The 14650-nt window shown below is 72.0% G+C and carries 18 protein-coding genes; 6 read left to right on the plus strand and 12 right to left on the minus strand.

The genetic code is table 11. From position 1 onward, the window contains the following. Window positions 1–95: 95 nt before the first annotated feature. The 6 genes from STVA_RS22460 to STVA_RS22485 form a co-directional block, all read right to left on the minus strand. The gene (locus STVA_RS22460; protein ID WP_123692285.1) at window positions 96–686 is read right to left on the minus strand and encodes a HupE/UreJ family protein; all 591 of its coding nucleotides are present in this window, start codon (window positions 684–686) and stop codon (window positions 96–98) included. A gap of 91 nt (window positions 687–777) precedes the next feature. Continuing rightward, the gene (locus STVA_RS22465; RefSeq protein WP_123692287.1) at window positions 778–1140 is read right to left on the minus strand and encodes a nuclear transport factor 2 family protein; all 363 of its coding nucleotides are present in this window, start codon (window positions 1138–1140) and stop codon (window positions 778–780) included. After that, a complete protein-coding gene (locus STVA_RS22470) occupies window positions 1137–2741 on the minus strand; it encodes a GMC family oxidoreductase (RefSeq protein ID WP_123692289.1) in 1605 nt (534 codons plus the stop codon). Before STVA_RS22470 ends, STVA_RS22465 begins: the two co-directional genes overlap by 4 nt. Window positions 2742–2744: 3 nt before the next feature. Beyond that, a complete protein-coding gene (locus STVA_RS22475; protein WP_123692291.1) occupies window positions 2745–3761 on the minus strand; it encodes an ABC transporter substrate-binding protein in 1017 nt (338 codons plus the stop codon). A gap of 26 nt (window positions 3762–3787) precedes the next feature. Beyond that, entirely contained in the window at window positions 3788–4588 is an 801-nt protein-coding gene (locus tag STVA_RS22480) for an ABC transporter ATP-binding protein (protein ID WP_123692293.1), read from the minus strand. Beyond that, window positions 4585–5334: an ABC transporter permease gene (locus STVA_RS22485; RefSeq protein WP_197735711.1), complete on the minus strand. Its 750-nt coding sequence runs from the start codon at window positions 5332–5334 to the stop codon at window positions 4585–4587. Before STVA_RS22485 ends, STVA_RS22480 begins: the two co-directional genes overlap by 4 nt. Window positions 5335–5401: 67 nt before the next feature. Here STVA_RS22485 and STVA_RS22490 point away from each other — a divergent pair, with 67 nt between their 5' ends. Genes STVA_RS22490 through STVA_RS22515 form a run of 6 tightly spaced genes read left to right on the plus strand, consistent with a single transcriptional unit; the run spans window position 5402 to window position 9431 of the window. Further along, the gene (locus STVA_RS22490) at window positions 5402–6151 is read left to right on the plus strand and encodes a GntR family transcriptional regulator (protein ID WP_245978416.1); all 750 of its coding nucleotides are present in this window, start codon (window positions 5402–5404) and stop codon (window positions 6149–6151) included. A gap of 33 nt (window positions 6152–6184) precedes the next feature. Continuing rightward, window positions 6185–6391, plus strand: coding sequence for a DUF1289 domain-containing protein (locus tag STVA_RS22495; RefSeq protein ID WP_179955414.1), 207 nt, complete (start codon window positions 6185–6187; stop codon window positions 6389–6391). 43 nt (window positions 6392–6434) lie between these two features. Next, window positions 6435–6767, plus strand: coding sequence for a hypothetical protein (locus STVA_RS22500; protein WP_123692299.1), 333 nt, complete (start codon window positions 6435–6437; stop codon window positions 6765–6767). Between the two features lie 25 nt (window positions 6768–6792). Beyond that, the gene (locus STVA_RS22505; protein ID WP_123692301.1) at window positions 6793–7242 is read left to right on the plus strand and encodes an acyl-CoA thioesterase; all 450 of its coding nucleotides are present in this window, start codon (window positions 6793–6795) and stop codon (window positions 7240–7242) included. 20 nt (window positions 7243–7262) lie between these two features. Beyond that, window positions 7263–8174, plus strand: coding sequence for an aldo/keto reductase (locus STVA_RS22510; protein ID WP_197735712.1), 912 nt, complete (start codon window positions 7263–7265; stop codon window positions 8172–8174). 57 nt (window positions 8175–8231) lie between these two features. Next, a complete protein-coding gene (locus STVA_RS22515; RefSeq protein ID WP_123692305.1) occupies window positions 8232–9431 on the plus strand; it encodes a class I SAM-dependent rRNA methyltransferase in 1200 nt (399 codons plus the stop codon). A gap of 157 nt (window positions 9432–9588) precedes the next feature. On the opposite strand, the gene ccmI is transcribed toward STVA_RS22515, so the two are convergent. Genes ccmI through ccmD form a run of 6 tightly spaced genes read right to left on the minus strand, consistent with a single transcriptional unit; the run spans window position 9589 to window position 14643 of the window. Then, window positions 9589–10941: a c-type cytochrome biogenesis protein CcmI gene (gene ccmI, locus STVA_RS22520; RefSeq protein WP_123692307.1), complete on the minus strand. Its 1353-nt coding sequence runs from the start codon at window positions 10939–10941 to the stop codon at window positions 9589–9591. Beyond that, on the minus strand, window positions 10938–11423 hold the full coding sequence (locus STVA_RS22525; RefSeq protein ID WP_123692309.1) for a cytochrome c-type biogenesis protein: 486 nt from the start codon (window positions 11421–11423) through the stop codon (window positions 10938–10940). Before STVA_RS22525 ends, ccmI begins: the two co-directional genes overlap by 4 nt. Next, window positions 11423–11953 carry a DsbE family thiol:disulfide interchange protein gene (locus STVA_RS22530; RefSeq protein ID WP_123692311.1) on the minus strand — a complete coding sequence of 177 codons (531 nt, stop codon included), beginning with the start codon at window positions 11951–11953 and terminating at the stop codon, window positions 11423–11425. Before STVA_RS22530 ends, STVA_RS22525 begins: the two co-directional genes overlap by 1 nt. Window positions 11954–11966: 13 nt before the next feature. After that, on the minus strand, window positions 11967–13943 hold the full coding sequence (locus STVA_RS22535) for a heme lyase CcmF/NrfE family subunit (protein WP_123692313.1): 1977 nt from the start codon (window positions 13941–13943) through the stop codon (window positions 11967–11969). Continuing rightward, complete coding sequence (gene ccmE / locus STVA_RS22540; protein WP_123692315.1) at window positions 13940–14434, minus strand: cytochrome c maturation protein CcmE; 495 nt, start codon at window positions 14432–14434, stop codon at window positions 13940–13942. The genes STVA_RS22535 and ccmE overlap by 4 nt, the downstream gene beginning before the upstream one ends. Then, on the minus strand, window positions 14431–14643 hold the full coding sequence (gene ccmD, locus STVA_RS22545; protein ID WP_123692317.1) for a heme exporter protein CcmD: 213 nt from the start codon (window positions 14641–14643) through the stop codon (window positions 14431–14433). Before ccmD ends, ccmE begins: the two co-directional genes overlap by 4 nt. Window positions 14644–14650 lie beyond the last annotated feature (7 nt).

The raw sequence follows: 14650 nt of genomic DNA on the forward strand, positions 1-14650 counted from the left end.
CCGGCATCGCCCGCACGCCCGCGGGCTGGGTCGGTGCCGCCGACCCCCGGCGCGACGGCGCCGCCGTCAGCGACTGACGGCGGCGCGGGCGCCCGCTACAGGACGCCCGTCAGGATCGCAATGCCGGCCAGGGTGGCGACGCCACCGGCGGTCCGCACCATCACGCCACCGGCCGTGCCGCGCGCCACCAGCCAGCCGAGGCCGAGCCCGGCCGCGTGCAGGGCCGCCGTCGCCAGCAGGAAGCCGGCGGCATAGCCGAGGCCGCCGGCATTGGCCGGCATCTCCGCCCCGTGGGCGTAGCCGTGGAAGATGGCGAAGAAACCGACCAGGCCCATGGCAACCGCCATCGGCGCGCGCACGCCGAACGCCACGGCAGCGCCGAGTACGACGATCGAGAGCGCGATGCCGGCCTCGACCAGCGGCAGCGTGAAGCCTGCCATGCCGGCCAAGCCACCCACCGCCATCACGCCGACGAAGCTGGCCGGCAGCAGCAGGCGAGCTCGCCCGCCCATCTGGAAGGCCAGGACGCCGACCAGCACCATCGCCAGGACATGGTCGAGCCCGCCGGCGGGATGGGCCATGCCGTGCGCGAAGCCGCTGGCATGGTCGACGCCGGTATGGGCCATGGCGACGGCGGGCAGCAGCCCGGCGACTGCTGCGGCAAGCGCGGCGGAAACGATCCTCATATCTCTACCCCCGGGGGTTGGTTCGCGAGCCCGGCTGCTGGCCGGGCATCTGCCGCCGATTGAATCCCTCGGCGCGGACGACGGCAAGCCTTCAGCCGGCGATCGCGCTGCAATGCGCTGCGGCCACGCGCCACAGGCCGCCGTCGCGGCACCACAGCCGGCTGTAGCGGAAGCCCCCGCCGAAGGGCGTGTCGTCCCAGCTTCCGGCCAGGTCGGCCCGCACCACGACCAGCACGGCATCGGCGGCCGGGCGCACCAGCACCTCGGAGAGTTCCAGGCGCGACAGGCGCAGCAGGCCGGACTGGTGCGCCTCCAGGTCCATCGCCTTGGTCAGGACGCGGCCGCCCTGGTCCACGAACACGAGGTCGTCCATCAGCAGGCCGTCCAGCGCCGCCACGTCGCCGGCCAGCATGGCCGCCCGCAGCCGCCGTTCCGCATCCTCGATCGCCGTCATGCCGCCTCGCCGCGTATCAGGGCCGCCCCGCGCTCGCCGATCATCAGCGAGGCCGCATTGGTGTTGGCCGAGGTCACCGTCGGCATGACCGAGGCGTCGACCACGCGCAGCCCGTCGACGCCATGGACGCGCAAGGCGGGGTCGACCACCGCGCCCGGGTCGGTGCCCATGCGGCAGGTGCCGACGCAATGGAAGACGGTGCCGCCGGCCGTCCGCACGAACTCGAAGATCTCGTCGTCCGTCTGCGCCGCCGGCCCCGGCAGCACCTCGTCGTCCCACAGGTCGCGGAAGGCGGGCTGGGCGTGGATCTCGCGCAGCATGCGCACGCCGGCCACGATGACGCGGCGGTCATGCGGGTCGGAGAAATATTCGGGCGCGATGCGCGGCTGCTCGCGCGGGTCGGTGGAGCGGATGGCGACCGTGCCGCGCGAGCGCGGGTGGCACTGCCAGACCGACGAGGTGAAGCCCGAATAGCGGTGCAGCGGCGTGCCCGGCCGGTCGACCGACAGCGGCATGACGTTGAACTGCACGTCGGGCCGGCCGCCCTCGGCCCACCGCGTGCAGGCAGCACCGCCGACCTGCCCCGCCCCCACGGTCAGCGGGCCGGCATTGCGGAAGAGCCAGTCGAACCCCATCCGGGCCAGTTGCACCGGGCTGCGCACGGCGTCGTTCAGCGAGATCGGCTGGCGCAGGCGGACGATCGTGCGCGCCTGGTAGTGGTCCTGCAGGTTGGCGCCGACGCCGGGCAGGTCGGCCAGCACCGGGATGCCATGCCCGCGCAGCAAGTCGGCCGGGCCGATGCCGGATAGCTGGAGAAGCTGGGGGGACTGCAGGGCGCCCGCCGACAGGATCACCTCGCCCTCGGCCCGGGCCGACCGGACCGTGCCGCCGTCCAGCCATTCGACGCCGACCGCGCGGCCACCCTCGACCAGCACGCGCCGGGCGAGCGCGCCGGTGACGATCGTCAGGTTGGCCCGGTCGCGGACAGGAGCCAGGAAGGCGGCCGACGCGCTGGCCCGCCAGCCGTCGCGCACGCTGAGCTGGTAGCGGCCGACCCCGTGGGTGGTCTCGCCGTTGAAATCCGGGTTGAAGGGCAGCCCCTGCTGCTGGGCCGCCGCCAGCCAGGCGTCGCAGGCCGGGTTGTGGTTGCGCAGGGGCGAGACGGTCATCTCGCCATGGCCGCCGCGATACTGGTCGGGCGGTCCCTGCCAGCGCTCCAGCCGGCGGAAATGCGGCAACACGTCGCGATAGGACCAGCCGGTGGCGCCAGCGGCCGCCCAGTCGTCGAAATCCGCGTGCTGGCCGCGAATGAAGATCAGCCCGTTGATCGAGCTGGAGCCCCCCAGGATGCGGCCGCGCGGCCAGACGATGGCGCGCCCGCCCGAGCCCTCGGACGGCTCGGTCGCGAACAGGCGCGAGAAGCGCTCGTCATAGATCGTGCGGAAATAGCCGACCGGCAGGCGCAGCCAGAAATTGCGGTCGGCCCCGCCCGCCTCCAGCAGCAGCACGCGGCAGGCGGGGTCGGCCGACAGCCGGTTGGCGAGCACCGAGCCCGCCGAACCGCCGCCGACCACGACATAGTCGAAGACCGGAAGGGCCAAGCGTCAGCCCTGGACGGTGTCGAGGAAGAGCTTGGGGTCGAAATATTGCGCGGCCGGCACCGGATTGGCGATCTTGGCCGCCTCCACATAGAAATCCGTCACCTGCTGCAGCCACTTCGTCACCGAGCCGTCCGCATAGAGCTTCCGCCACTCCGCCGTCGGGAACACCTTCTGGGCGGCGAACTGCTCCTTGATGTCGGCGATCGGCACCTGGGGATAGTGGTTCTTCTGCAGCACCTCGAGCGCCTCGTCCGTGCGGCCGACCAGCATGTCGTTGCCGGCCGCCCAGGCGCGCACGACCCGGGCCAGCACTTCGCGGTTCTTGGCATGGTAGTCGTTGGCCGCCGCCCAGCCCGAGACGATGGCGGCCTTGGGGTAGTAGGCCGAGGCATCGACCAGCTTCTTGGCGCCCGGCACCTTGTCGCGCACGGTCACGTTGAAGGGGACCCACAAGGCGACGGCCGGCACGGCGCCGGCGATGAAGGACGTCACCGCCTCGGCCATGCGCTGGTTCAGGATCTCGACGTCGCCCGGGCCGATGCCGTTGGCACGCAGGGCGGTGTCGAGGAAGACGTGGGCCGTCGTGCCCGTGGTGGTCGCGATGCGCTTGCCCTTCAAGTCGGCGAAGCTGCGGATGCCCTGGTCCTCGCGCACCCAGAGCTGGGCGGTGGCGAACTCCACGCAGTTGGCCAGGAACATGCGGCCCTGGCCGCGCGCCGGGAAGTTCGAGATGACGGCGCCGGTCGACAGCATGTCGAGGCTGCCGCCAACCATCGCCTGGAACAGCTCCAGCCCGGTGGTGAAGGGTTTGAACTCGGGCTCCAGCCCGTTCCGGCCCCAGGCATCGAGATGCTGGGCCAGCCACATCTGGCCGTCGACCGCCAGCGTGTGCAGGTAGCCGATGCGGATCCTGGTCTTCGCCTGGGCGAGTGCCGGCATGGTCAGCGCGGGCATGCCGAGCGCTGCCAGCCCGGCCGTGGCGGCGGTGCCGGCGAGCAGCCGGCGGCGGGTGGTCTGCATGGTCTGGTCCTCCCTTGCTTGTTGTTTCACTCGGCGACAGCCTGGCCCAGGCGGGCCTGGGCCGCATACTCCGCCATCACCAGGTCGCGCAGGTGCGAGCGGAGGCGGCCGAATTCCGGCTGCTCGTGCAAGGCCTCGGTGCGGGGATAGGCAAACGGCACCTCGACGATCTCGCGGATGCGGGTGGGCCTGGCCGTCATCACGACGATGCGCGAGGAGAGGTAGAGCGCCTCCTCGACCGAATGGGTGATCATCATCACCGTTTTGCCCTCGGCCCGCAGCACGTCCAGCAGCAGGTTCTGCATGGCGCTGCGGGTCTGCGCGTCGAGCGCGCCGAAGGGCTCGTCCATCAACAGGAACTGCGGCTCGACGGCGTAGGCGCGGGCCAGCGCCAGGCGCTGGCGCATGCCGCCCGACAGGGTGCGCGGCCAGGCGTCGGCGAAATCCTCCAGCCCCATCAGGCGCATGTAGCGCCGCGCGATCTCGGCCCGCTCGGCTGGCGGGCGGCGGTTGGCCCGCAGCTTCAGCCCGAACTCGATGTTCTGGCGCACCGTCAGCCAGGGGAAGACGCCATATTCCTGGAAGATCACGCCGCGATCGGGCCCCGGGCCGGCGATCGGCTTGCCATCCAGCAGCACGCGGCCGGCGGTCGGCTGCATGAAGCCCGCCACCATGTTCAGCATCGTCGTCTTGCCGCAGCCGGACGGGCCGATGACCGAGACGAACTCGCCGTCATGGATGGTGTAGCTGACGTCGTCGACGACGCGCAGCCCACCGAAGCTGACGGAGACGTTCTCGAACGCGATGCGAACGGGGGTGGCGGTCATGCCATGCGCTCCTGCCAGACCAGCAGGCGACGGGCGACCCGCCGCAGCACGAGGTCCATCGCCAGCGCGATGAAGCCGATCGAGATGATGCCGACATAGATGATGTCGAGCTGGAAGAACGACGCCGCGTCCTGGATCAGGGCGCCCAGGCCGCGCTGGGCCGCGATCAGCTCCGATGCCACCAGGGTCGCCCAGGCGACGCCGAGCGCCACCCGCAGCGCCGTCAGCATGTGCGGCACCGTCATCGGCACCACTACCTTCAGGAAGATCTCGCGGTCGTTGGCGCCGAGCGTGCGGGCGACGCGCAGATAGATCGGGCTGATCTGGGCGATGCCCTCATACATGACGATGACGCCCGCGAAGAACGCCGCGTAGAAGAGGATCACCGTCTTGGCCAGTTCGTCGACGCCGAAATGGACGATGACCAGCGGGATCAGCGCGATCGGCGGCAGGGCGCGGAAGAAGTTCACGAGCGGGTCGACGAAGACCCTGACCGGGCGATACCAGCCGAGCACGAAGCCCGCCGGCACCGCCAGCGCGATGCCGAGCGCCACCCCGGTCAGCACCCGGCGGGTCGACATCAGCACGTCCATCGGCAGGCGGCCCGACGACAGCTCGGCGAAGCGGGCGGCGACCGCGTGCGGCGGCGGCACCAGGGCCGGATTGATCAGCCCGCTGTAGTGGACCGCATACCAGAGGCCGACGATCGCCAGCCAAGGCGACAGGATCAACGCCGTGCGTCGCAAGTGGCCCCCGATCATCCTATAGTTGGAACGTTCTCTCCCTGCCCGAAACGTACGCAAGTTGGGATGTTTGGCACAAGCACGTAAATCACCGGCCCATCCGCTGTTCGGCGCCAGCCGGGTCCCGCTCTACCTGCAGCTGGCCGAGGTGCTGCGCCGTCATGTCGGCCGGGGCCGCTGGCCGGCGGGCGCGACGCTGCCGTCGATCGAGGCGCTGATGGCGGAATTCCAGGTGGCGCGCGTCACCGTGCGACAGGCCGTGGCCTTGCTGGCACGGGAAGGCCTGCTGTCGCCCCAGCGCGGCCGGGGCACCTTCGTCACCCGGGCCGAGGAGGCGCGCCACCGGCTGAAGGTCGAGACGACGCTGGCTGACCTGGTGGAGATGTACCGGGGCGACGTCCCGGAACTGCTGACCATCGCCGAATCGGACACCGCCCCCACGCTGACCGAGCGCGACGGCATGGCGGCGCCGGCCTATTTCCAGATGCGGCGGGTCCACTCCCGCCATGGCGAGCGCTATTGCGTCATCACCATCCATATCGATCTGCGCATCTTCCGCCTGGCGCCCGAGCGCTTCCGGCACGAGGTCATCCTGCCGGTGCTGGTGGCGATCCCGGGCCTGGAGATCGCGCGCGCCCGCCAGACGCTGGAGATATCCCGGGCCGACCCCGAGGTGGCCGGCCTGCTCGGCATCCCCGTCAACGAGCCGATCGCCGAGGTGCGCCGGGTACTATGCGACCCCGCCGGCACGGTCATCTACCTGGCCGAGGTCACCTATCGCGGCGACTATGTCCATCTCGACATGGATCTGCGGCCCTGAACGCGGGGCCGCGGACCTGCTAGGATGGCGGCCATGCGTGCCTGGGACATCCCCTCCCCTTGCGTCGGCATCTGCCGGCTCGATGCCGATTCGGGCCTTTGCCAGGGCTGCCATCGCACCATTGCCGAGATTTCCGCCTGGCCGCGGCTGGACGCGCCCGCCCGCCTGGCCCTGCTGGACGAGATCGCCCGCCGCCAGCGTGCCGAAGCCGAACGCCAACCGGCCGGCGGGGCGTGCTAGACTCGCCAGAATCAAGCCATCCATTTCCTGCCCCGAGGCCGCCATGCGACGCCAGTTCCCCCTTGCCGCCCGCCTGATCCCCCTGGCCGCGACCCTGCTGGCCCTGTCGGCCTGCGCCAGCCAGAGCTGGGTCAAGCCGGGGGTCGAAGACGCGCAGATGCGCGCCGACCACCGCGAATGCGTGCGCCTGGCCCAGCCCGCCGTCGAGCGCGATGCCCGCATCGAGAGCGACATCATGTCGACCCGCGGCGACGACTATCGCCGGTCGGGCCAGATGATGACGCGCAGCAACGTCGCCGAGGCGCGCACCGCCGGGCGCCAGGACGACGAGGTCTATAGCTGCATGCGCGGGCGCGGCTACTCGCAGGGCGAATAGGCGCCGCGGGCGAAGCAGGCGGCCGATGACGGCAGCCACCGTGGGCGTCGGGGCGATCGACCCGACCGACCCGGCCAGCTTCCGCCTGTGGCGGGAGGAAATCCTGCGCTATGGCGACATGGACACCAACGGCCATGTGAACAACGTCGCCATCTCGCAGTTCTGCGAGGGCGGCCGCGTCGCCTTCGAGCGCACGGGCGACCTGCAGCGCGACAACCCGGAGTACGGCCTGTCGCTGGCCAAGGTGACGATCGAGTTCCGCGCCGAGGCGTACTTTCCCGGCATGGTGCGTATCGGCACGCGCGTCATGGGCTTCGGCCGCTCGTCCTGCCGGCTGCTCCAGGGGCTGTTCCAGGACGGGCGCTGCATCGCCACCAGCGAGGCGGTGTCAGTCTGCTTCGACATCCGGGCGCGCAAGGCGGCCCCCTATCCCGAGGCCTTCAAGGCCCGGATCCTGAAGATCGCCGGCGGCTGACAGCGATGGAAGCGCCCGGCGTGCCGATCCCCCGCTCCGCCTTCCTGCGGCTGGCCGCGGCGGCAGCCCTGGGCGCGGGAACCGCGGGGGCGGCCGAGCCGGCGACGATGGCGACGCGGCCGATCCCGTCGACCGGCCAGCCCTTGCCGGTGATCGGCTGTGGCACCTGGCGCACCTTCGACGTGGCGGCGGAGCCGGCGGCGCTCGCCCCGCTGGCCGAGGTGCTGGCGGTGCTGTTCCGCGCCGGCGGTTCGGTGATCGACAGCTCGCCCATGTATGGCCGATCCGAGGCGGTGGTGGGCCAGTTGCTGACGCAGGCGCGAAGCCATGACCGTGCCTTCGTCGCGACCAAAGTGTGGACGCGCGGCCGCGAGGCCGGCATCGCCCAGATGCGCCAGTCGATGGCCCTGCTCCAGCGCCGACGGGTCGAGCTGATGCAGGTCCACAACCTGGTCGACTGGAAGACCCACCTGGCGACGCTGCGGCGCTGGAAGGCCGAGGGCCTGGTCGGCCATGTCGGCATCACCCACTACACCCAGTCGGCCCATGACGAGCTGGAAGCGGTGATGCGGGCCGAGCCGCTGGACTTCGTGCAGATCAACTACGCGCTGGACGACCGCGCGGTCGAACGCCGCATCCTGCCGCTGGCGGCCGACCGCGGCATGGCGGTCCTGGTCAACCAGCCGTTCGGCGGCGGCGGGCTGCTGCGCGGCCTGCGCGACCGGCCGCTGCCCGACTGGGCGGGCGAGATCGGCTGCCGGACATGGGCGCAGATCCTGCTGAAGTTCCTGCTGGGGCACCCGGCCGTGACCTGCGTCATCCCCGGTACCAGCCGGCCGGCGCACATGGCCGACAATGCCGCCGCCGGCAGCGGCCCGGTACCGGACGAGGCGGTGCGGGCGCGGATCGCGGCTGCCTGGCAGGCCGGCTGAGACGAGCGGGCAAGGCCGCACTTGCCGCCGGGCGGCGCATCACTATGCTGCCGCGCCATGCAAGACAATCCGAAGACGCGGCCACGCGTCACCCTGCTGCCCGGCCACGACAAGCGCGCCCGCCACGGCCACCCCTGGATCTATTCCAACGAGATCGCCATGGACGCGGCCGCCAAGGCGCTGCCGCCCGGCACGCTGGTGACGGTGGTGACGGCCGAAGGCACCCAGGTCGCGGCCGCCACGTTCAACCCGCACACCCTGATCGCCGCCCGCGTGCTGACGCGCGAGGCCGGCAGCCACATCCATGACGAGTTCATCCGCCGCCGGGTCCGGCGCGCGCTCGATATCCGCGACCGGCTGTTCCCGCGCCCCTTCTATCGGCTGATTCATGCCGAGGCCGACGGATTACCGGGCCTGGTCGTCGACCGCTATGGCGACGTGCTGGCGGTGCAGTTGAATACCGCCGGCATGGCCATGCTGTGGCCGTCGGTGATGGAAGCCTTGCAGGCGATCATCAACCCGCGTGCCATCGTGCTGCGTGGCGACAGTTCGGCCCGCACCCAGGAAGGCCTGCCGCTCGGTGTCGAGATGGCGCTGGGCGAGCTCGATGGCCCGGTCGAGATCGAGGAAAATGGCGGTCGCTTCTCCATCGACGTGATGGGCGGGCAGAAGACCGGCTGGTTCTTCGACCAGCGGGAGAACCGGGCCTGGGTGTCCCGCCTGGCGCAAGGTTCGCGCGTCCTCGACCTCTACACGTATGGCGGTGGCTTCGCGGTGGCTGCCGCCCTGGCCGGCGCCAGCGAGGTGCTGGCGATCGACCGGTCGGAGCCGGCCCTGGCGAACGCCAGCACGGGCGCCCGGCTGAGCGGCGTCGAGGGCGTATGCACCTTCAAGCGCGGCGAGGTCTTCGCCGAACTGGAAGGCCGCGCCAAGGGCGAGGAATTGTGGGATCTCGTCATCGCCGACCCGCCGGCCTTCGTGAAGTCCCGCAAGGACCTGGCGTCGGGCACCCGCGGCTATCGCAAGTTGGCCAAGCTGTCGGCCCAGGTGACGAAGCCGGGCGGCTATCTCTTCATCGCCTCATGCTCGCACAATGTGGAGCTGTCGGTCTTCGCCGAGCAGGTGGCGCGCGGGGTGGCCGATGCAAACCGCTCGGCGCGCATCCTGCGCACGGGCGGCGCCGGGCCGGACCATCCGGTGCACCCGATGCTGCCGGAAAGCGCCTACCTGAAGAGCCTGACGCTGGCGATCGACTGAGTATCGTCTTGGGAGGGGGATGGACCCGGCCGGAGGGGGGCACCGGCCGGGTCCGTCGCTTGGGGAAGCGAGGTCGAGAGCACCCTTGGGGAGGGGGGATCGTGCTCTCATAGGTACAGACGCTTTACCCCCCGAAAAGGTTCACGCCCCGATTCGATTATTTTTCGGGTAGCTGCGCGAGGCGCGCCTCGACCGCCTGGCGAGCGGGCGTGCCGGCCGGCAACCGCTCCAGCAGGCGCTGCCACAGCCGCCGCGCCTCCGCCGGGTCGCCGGCATCGGCCGCGGCCCGCCCGAGATACCACAGCGCCTGGGGATGGTCGGGCGCCAGCCGAGCCACGGCGCGGATGGACTCGAGGAAGTCCGGCGGCAAGGTGTCGTCGCCACCGGCGACCTCGAGCTGGGCGTTGGCAAGGTCCAGGCGCAATTCCACATCGTCGGGGAATGCCGCAACCGCGGCCGTCATCGCCGCCTCCAGCCGCTGCGGCTGGTCCAGCACGCGCAGCGCCTGGGCAAGCCGCTGCCAGCCGTCGCGATCGGCCGGCTGGGCGCGCAGGCGTTCCTCCAGCCCGTCGACCATGCCGCCGATCGCCTTCATCCGGTCTTCCGGCGACATCCGCAGGATGGCCTCGCCGCCCGCCGGCACCCCGGCCGGGGCGGGCACGGCTGCCGGCGGCACCGGCACGCCGCGCTGGGCGGCAGCCGCGGCGATGCGCTGGCGCAGGATCGGCCGCCAGGGCGCGTCGGCGCCCGAAACCGCCTCCAGCGCCGTCCAGCGCGCGAGCGCGCCGTCGAGGTCGCCCGCCTGCTGGGCCGCCTCGCCCAGGAAGAACATGGCGCGGGGATCGTCGGGCGCGCGCTCGAAGGCCGCCCGCGCGGCCGGCGTCACGATGCCGCCTGCCGCCATGGTCAGGGCCTCGCCATGGGCGGCATGCAGGTCGGGCCGGTCGCCGCCCAGCGCCAGGCGGTGGCGAAAGGCCTCGGCCGCGTCGGTGAAGCGCTGCAACCGCACCAGCGTGCGGCCCAGCCGTTCCCAGCTCTCGACATCGTCCGGCCGCTCCTCGAGCCGGCGCACCAGGGCGTCGACGGCGGCCTGCGCCCCGGCCGCCACCGGGTCGCCGGGCGGCGGCCCGGGCCGGGATGCCAGCGGCTGGGCCGGCAGGCGCGGCTGGCCATGCCAGCCATAGACGGCAAGCGCGCCCAGCGGGATCAGCAGAGCCAGGACGACCGCCAGAATCGAGCGGCCCTCGCCCGCCGCCGGCTCGGCCTCCGCCCGGTCGGCGGCGACCAGGATGCGCCGCTCGATCTCCACGCGGGATGCGGCCGCCTCGGCCGACCCGACCTCGCCCGCCCCCCGCGCGCGCTCGACCTCGGCCAACTGGTCGCGATAGATGGCAAGGTCGTAGGCTAGCCGCCCCTCGCCCGCCACCCCGTCCCGCCGCAGCAGGGGCCGGGCCAGCAGCGCCAAGATGACGGCCGCCAGCAGCCCCGCCAGGATCCAGAAGACGATCATGGCTGGCGCTCCGGCGGACCGGGCTCAGCCAGCAGCGTCGCGACCCTGGCCCGGTCGGCCGTGGAAAGCTCGGCCGGCAGGGCCGGGCGCAGCCGGCGGCGCCGGAACGCCACCAGCGCCACGCCGCCGCCCAGCAGCAGCACCGCGGGCGGGGCCAACCACAAGGCCCAGGTGGCGGGCTTCATCGGCGGCCGCAGCAGCACGAAGTCGCCGTAGCGCGCCACCAGGTAGTCACGCACGCCGGCATCGTCGTCGCCCGCGGTCAGCCGCTCGCGCACCAGGCGGCGCAGGTCGCGGGCCAGCGGCGCGCTGGAATCGTCGATCGACTGGTTCTGGCAGACGAGGCAGCGCAGCTCGCGAGACAGCAGGCGCGCGCGTGCTTCCAGCGCCGGGTCGGGCAGGGCCTCGCCCGGCTCGACCGCGGCGAGCGGGCCCGCCGCCAGCAGCAGCGGCAGCAGCAACGCCAGCAGCAATGCCCGCATCAGCCGCGCCGCAGCCGTTCGATCATCGCCAGGATCGGGTCCAGGTCCTGCGGGCCGAAGGCGCCGACATGGCGGTAGCGGATGCGGCCGGCGCGATCGATCACGAAGGTCTCCGGCACGCCATAGACGCCCCATTCGATGCTGGCGCGGCCATCGGCATCGACGCCGATGCGACGGTAGGGGTTGCCAAGCTGGGCCAGGAAGCGCCGGGCATCATCCGGCTTGTCCTTCTGGTTGATGCCATAGATCGGCACCCCCTTCTCGGCCGCCAGGCGCATGAGGATCGGGTGCTCGGCCCGGCAAGGCACGCACCAGGAGGCGAAGACGTTGACCAGGGCCACCTCCCCGCCCAGGTCGGCCGTCTTCAGGGCCGGCGCCACGTCGGCCAGCGCCGGCAGGTCGAAGGCGGGCGCCGGCTTGTCGATCATGGCCGAGGGCAAGGTCTTGGGATCGAGCCCGAGGCCGGCCAGCAGGTAGGCCGCGATCAGCGCGAACACCAGGGCGGGGACGATGTAGAGCAGTCGGCGCATGGGGGGTTTCCGTTCAGGCGCGGACGGCGGCGGCCGCCGCCCGGCGGGTCGGCGCCCCCACGCGCAGGCGGCGGTCGCTGAGCGACAGCATGCCGCCCAGCGCCATGATGGCGGCACCGATCCACAGCCACGGCACCAGCGGCTCGTGATAGATGCGCATGGTCCAGCCGCCCTGCCCGTCCGGGTCGCCCAGGACGACATAGTGGTCGACCACCCAGCGGGTGTGGATCGCGGCCTCGGTCGTCGGCATCGCCTGCACCGGGTAGAAGCGCTTCTCGGGATGGACGGTGGCGATGACGCGGTCGCCCGAGCGGATGGTGACGGTCGCCCGCTCGGCCCGCCAGTTGGGCCCGGGGGCGGATTCGACCCCTTCCAGCATGTAGGAATAGCTGCCGAGCGTCGTCCGGCCGCCGACCTTCACGACATCGACCAGCTCGCTCTTCCAGGCGGACGCGGCGACGGCGCCGGCCACCAGGATGCCGGTGCCGGCATGGGCCACGACCGCCCCCCAGGTCGCCCGCGGCAGGTGGATAGCGCGCGACAAGCTGTTGCCGGCGGGCACGCGGAAGAGGCGGATGCGCTCGGCCAAGTCGACGAAGGCGCCGACCACCAGCCAGGCCGCCAGCGCCATGCCCAACAGTGCCATCACGGGCTTGGCGGCCATCAGATAGAGCGCCAGCAGCGCGGCCACGACGCCGGCTGCCGCCGCCACGCCGAGCCGGCCCAGCGCGCCCGCCAGGTCGGCGCGCTTCCAGGACAGCAGCGGCCCCACCGCCATCGCCGCCACCAGCGGCACCATCAGCGGCACGAAGGTCGCCTCGAAATAGGGGGCGCCCACCGACACCTTGCCGCCGGTCACCGCCTCCAGCGCCAGCGGATAGAGCGTGCCGACCAGCACGGTGGCCGCGGCCGTCGACAACAGCAGGTTGTTCAGCACCAGCGCGCCCTCGCGGCTGACCGGGGCGAAGATGCCGCCCGGCGCCAGGCTGGGCGCGCGGATGGCATAGAGCAGCAGCGAGCCGCCGATGACGACGACCAGCAGGGCCAGGATGAAGACGCCGCGCGCCGGGTCGACCGCGAAGGCATGGACCGAGGTCAGCACGCCCGAGCGCACCAGGAAGGTGCCGAGCAGGCTGAGCGAGAAGGCGAGGATGGCCAGCAGGATCGTCCAGCCCTTCAGCGCGTCGCGCTTCTCGACCACGATGGCCGAGTGCAGCAGGGCGGTGCCCACCAGCCAGGGCATGAAGGAGGCGTTCTCGACCGGGTCCCAGAACCACCAGCCGCCCCAGCCCAGCTCGTAATAGGCCCACCAACTGCCGAGCGCGATGCCCAGCGTCAGTGCACACCAGGCAGCCAGCGTCCAGGGCCGGACCCAGCGCGCCCAGGCGGCATCGACCCGCCCCTCGATGAGGGCGGCCACCGCGAAGGAGAAGGCGACGGAGAAGCCGACATATCCCAGGTAGAGCATCGGCGGGTGGAAGGCCAGGCCCGGGTCCTGCAGCAGCGGGTTGAGGTCGCGCCCGTCCGGCGGCGCGGGGTCGAGGCGCAGGAACGGGTTGGAGGTGGCCAGGACGAAGAGGAGGAAACCGACGCCGACCAGCCCCTGCACCGACAGCACGCGCGCCTTCAGCCGGGGCGGCAGGTTGGCGCCGAACAGCGCCACCGCGGCACCGAACAGCGCCAGGATCAGCACCCAGAGGAGCATCGAGCCCTCATGGTTGCCCCAGACGCCGGTCACCTTGTAGAGCATCGGCTTGGCCGAATGGCTGTTCTGGGCCACCAGCTCGACCGAGAAGTCCGAGACGACGAAGGCATAGGTCAGGGCGGCGAAGGCCACCGCCACCAGCGCTGCCTGGCCGATCGCGGCCGGGGCCGCCAGCCCCATCAGCCGGCGATCGCCGCGCGCGGCCCCCAGCAAGGGCAGCGTGCCCTGCACCAGAGCGACGAACAGTGCCAGCGCCAGCGCGAAATGGCCCAGTTCGACGATCATGGCCGGGGGTTGGCTCCCGCCTGCGGCGCGAGCGCGGCGCCGGGCTTCAGCCCCTCGCCTTCTTTCCAACGGCCGGATTTCTTCAGGGCGTCGGCGACCTCGCGCGGCATGTAGGTCTCGTCGTGCTTGGCCAGCACCTCGCGCGCCTCGAAGGTGCCGTCGGGGCGCATCCGGCCCTCGGTCACCACGCCCTGCCCCTCGCGGAACAGGTCGGGCAGGATGCCGCGATAGGCGACCGCGATGGCGTGCGCGCCGTCGGTCACGCGGAAGGTGACGCTGCGGCCGTCGGTCGAGCGGGCGACGCTGGCGGTCTCCACCAGCCCGCCCAGGCGGAACGAACGGTCGCCGGGCGCGCCCTTCGCCTGCACGTCGCTGGGGCTGTAGAAGAAGACGAGGCTGTCCTGGAAGGCAGCCAGCATCAGGGCCGTGGCGCCGCCGAGCAGGCCGAGCGCCACGGTCAGGACCAGCAGGCGGCGGCGCTTGCGGGTCACGAGGCGGAGTCCATGCCGGGTTGGATACGGCCGCGCGCGCGCCGGCCGCCGGCGGCATTCAGCCGGGCTAGCATGCGCTCAGCACGGGCGAGGTGCAGCAGGCTGGCCAGCAACACGCCCAGCAGGACCAAGCCGGCCACGCCATAGGCCGCCCAGACGAAGCCGGCATGGCCGTTGGCCGCCAGGAAGACGGTCAGGGATTCCATCATCGCGCGC

It is taken from the genome of Stella humosa (genome assembly GCF_006738645.1).
GTDB lineage: Bacteria > Pseudomonadota > Alphaproteobacteria > ATCC43930 > Allostellaceae > Allostella > Allostella humosa.

Excerpts from the sequence above, each read along its gene's own strand:
- STVA_RS22535 (WP_123692313.1), bottom strand. The coding sequence starts at position 13,943 with ATGATCGTCGAACTGGGCCATTTCGCGCTGGCGCTGGCACTGTTCGTC.
- STVA_RS22505 (WP_123692301.1), top strand. The coding sequence starts at position 6,793 with ATGACGGCAGCCACCGTGGGCGTCGGGGCGATCGACCCGACCGACCCG.
- STVA_RS22530 (WP_123692311.1), bottom strand. The coding sequence starts at position 11,953 with ATGCGCCGACTGCTCTACATCGTCCCCGCCCTGGTGTTCGCGCTGATC.
- STVA_RS22515 (WP_123692305.1), top strand. The coding sequence starts at position 8,232 with ATGCAAGACAATCCGAAGACGCGGCCACGCGTCACCCTGCTGCCCGGC.
- STVA_RS22460 (WP_123692285.1), bottom strand. The coding sequence starts at position 686 with ATGAGGATCGTTTCCGCCGCGCTTGCCGCAGCAGTCGCCGGGCTGCTG.
- ccmD (WP_123692317.1), bottom strand. The coding sequence starts at position 14,643 with ATGATGGAATCCCTGACCGTCTTCCTGGCGGCCAACGGCCATGCCGGC.
- STVA_RS22525 (WP_123692309.1), bottom strand. The coding sequence starts at position 11,423 with ATGCGGGCATTGCTGCTGGCGTTGCTGCTGCCGCTGCTGCTGGCGGCG.
- STVA_RS22465 (WP_123692287.1), bottom strand. The coding sequence starts at position 1,140 with ATGACGGCGATCGAGGATGCGGAACGGCGGCTGCGGGCGGCCATGCTG.
- STVA_RS22500 (WP_123692299.1), top strand. The coding sequence starts at position 6,435 with ATGCGACGCCAGTTCCCCCTTGCCGCCCGCCTGATCCCCCTGGCCGCG.
- ccmI (WP_123692307.1), bottom strand. The coding sequence starts at position 10,941 with ATGATCGTCTTCTGGATCCTGGCGGGGCTGCTGGCGGCCGTCATCTTG.
- STVA_RS22480 (WP_123692293.1), bottom strand. The coding sequence starts at position 4,588 with ATGACCGCCACCCCCGTTCGCATCGCGTTCGAGAACGTCTCCGTCAGC.
- STVA_RS22495 (WP_179955414.1), top strand. The coding sequence starts at position 6,185 with ATGCGTGCCTGGGACATCCCCTCCCCTTGCGTCGGCATCTGCCGGCTC.
- STVA_RS22475 (WP_123692291.1), bottom strand. The coding sequence starts at position 3,761 with ATGCAGACCACCCGCCGCCGGCTGCTCGCCGGCACCGCCGCCACGGCC.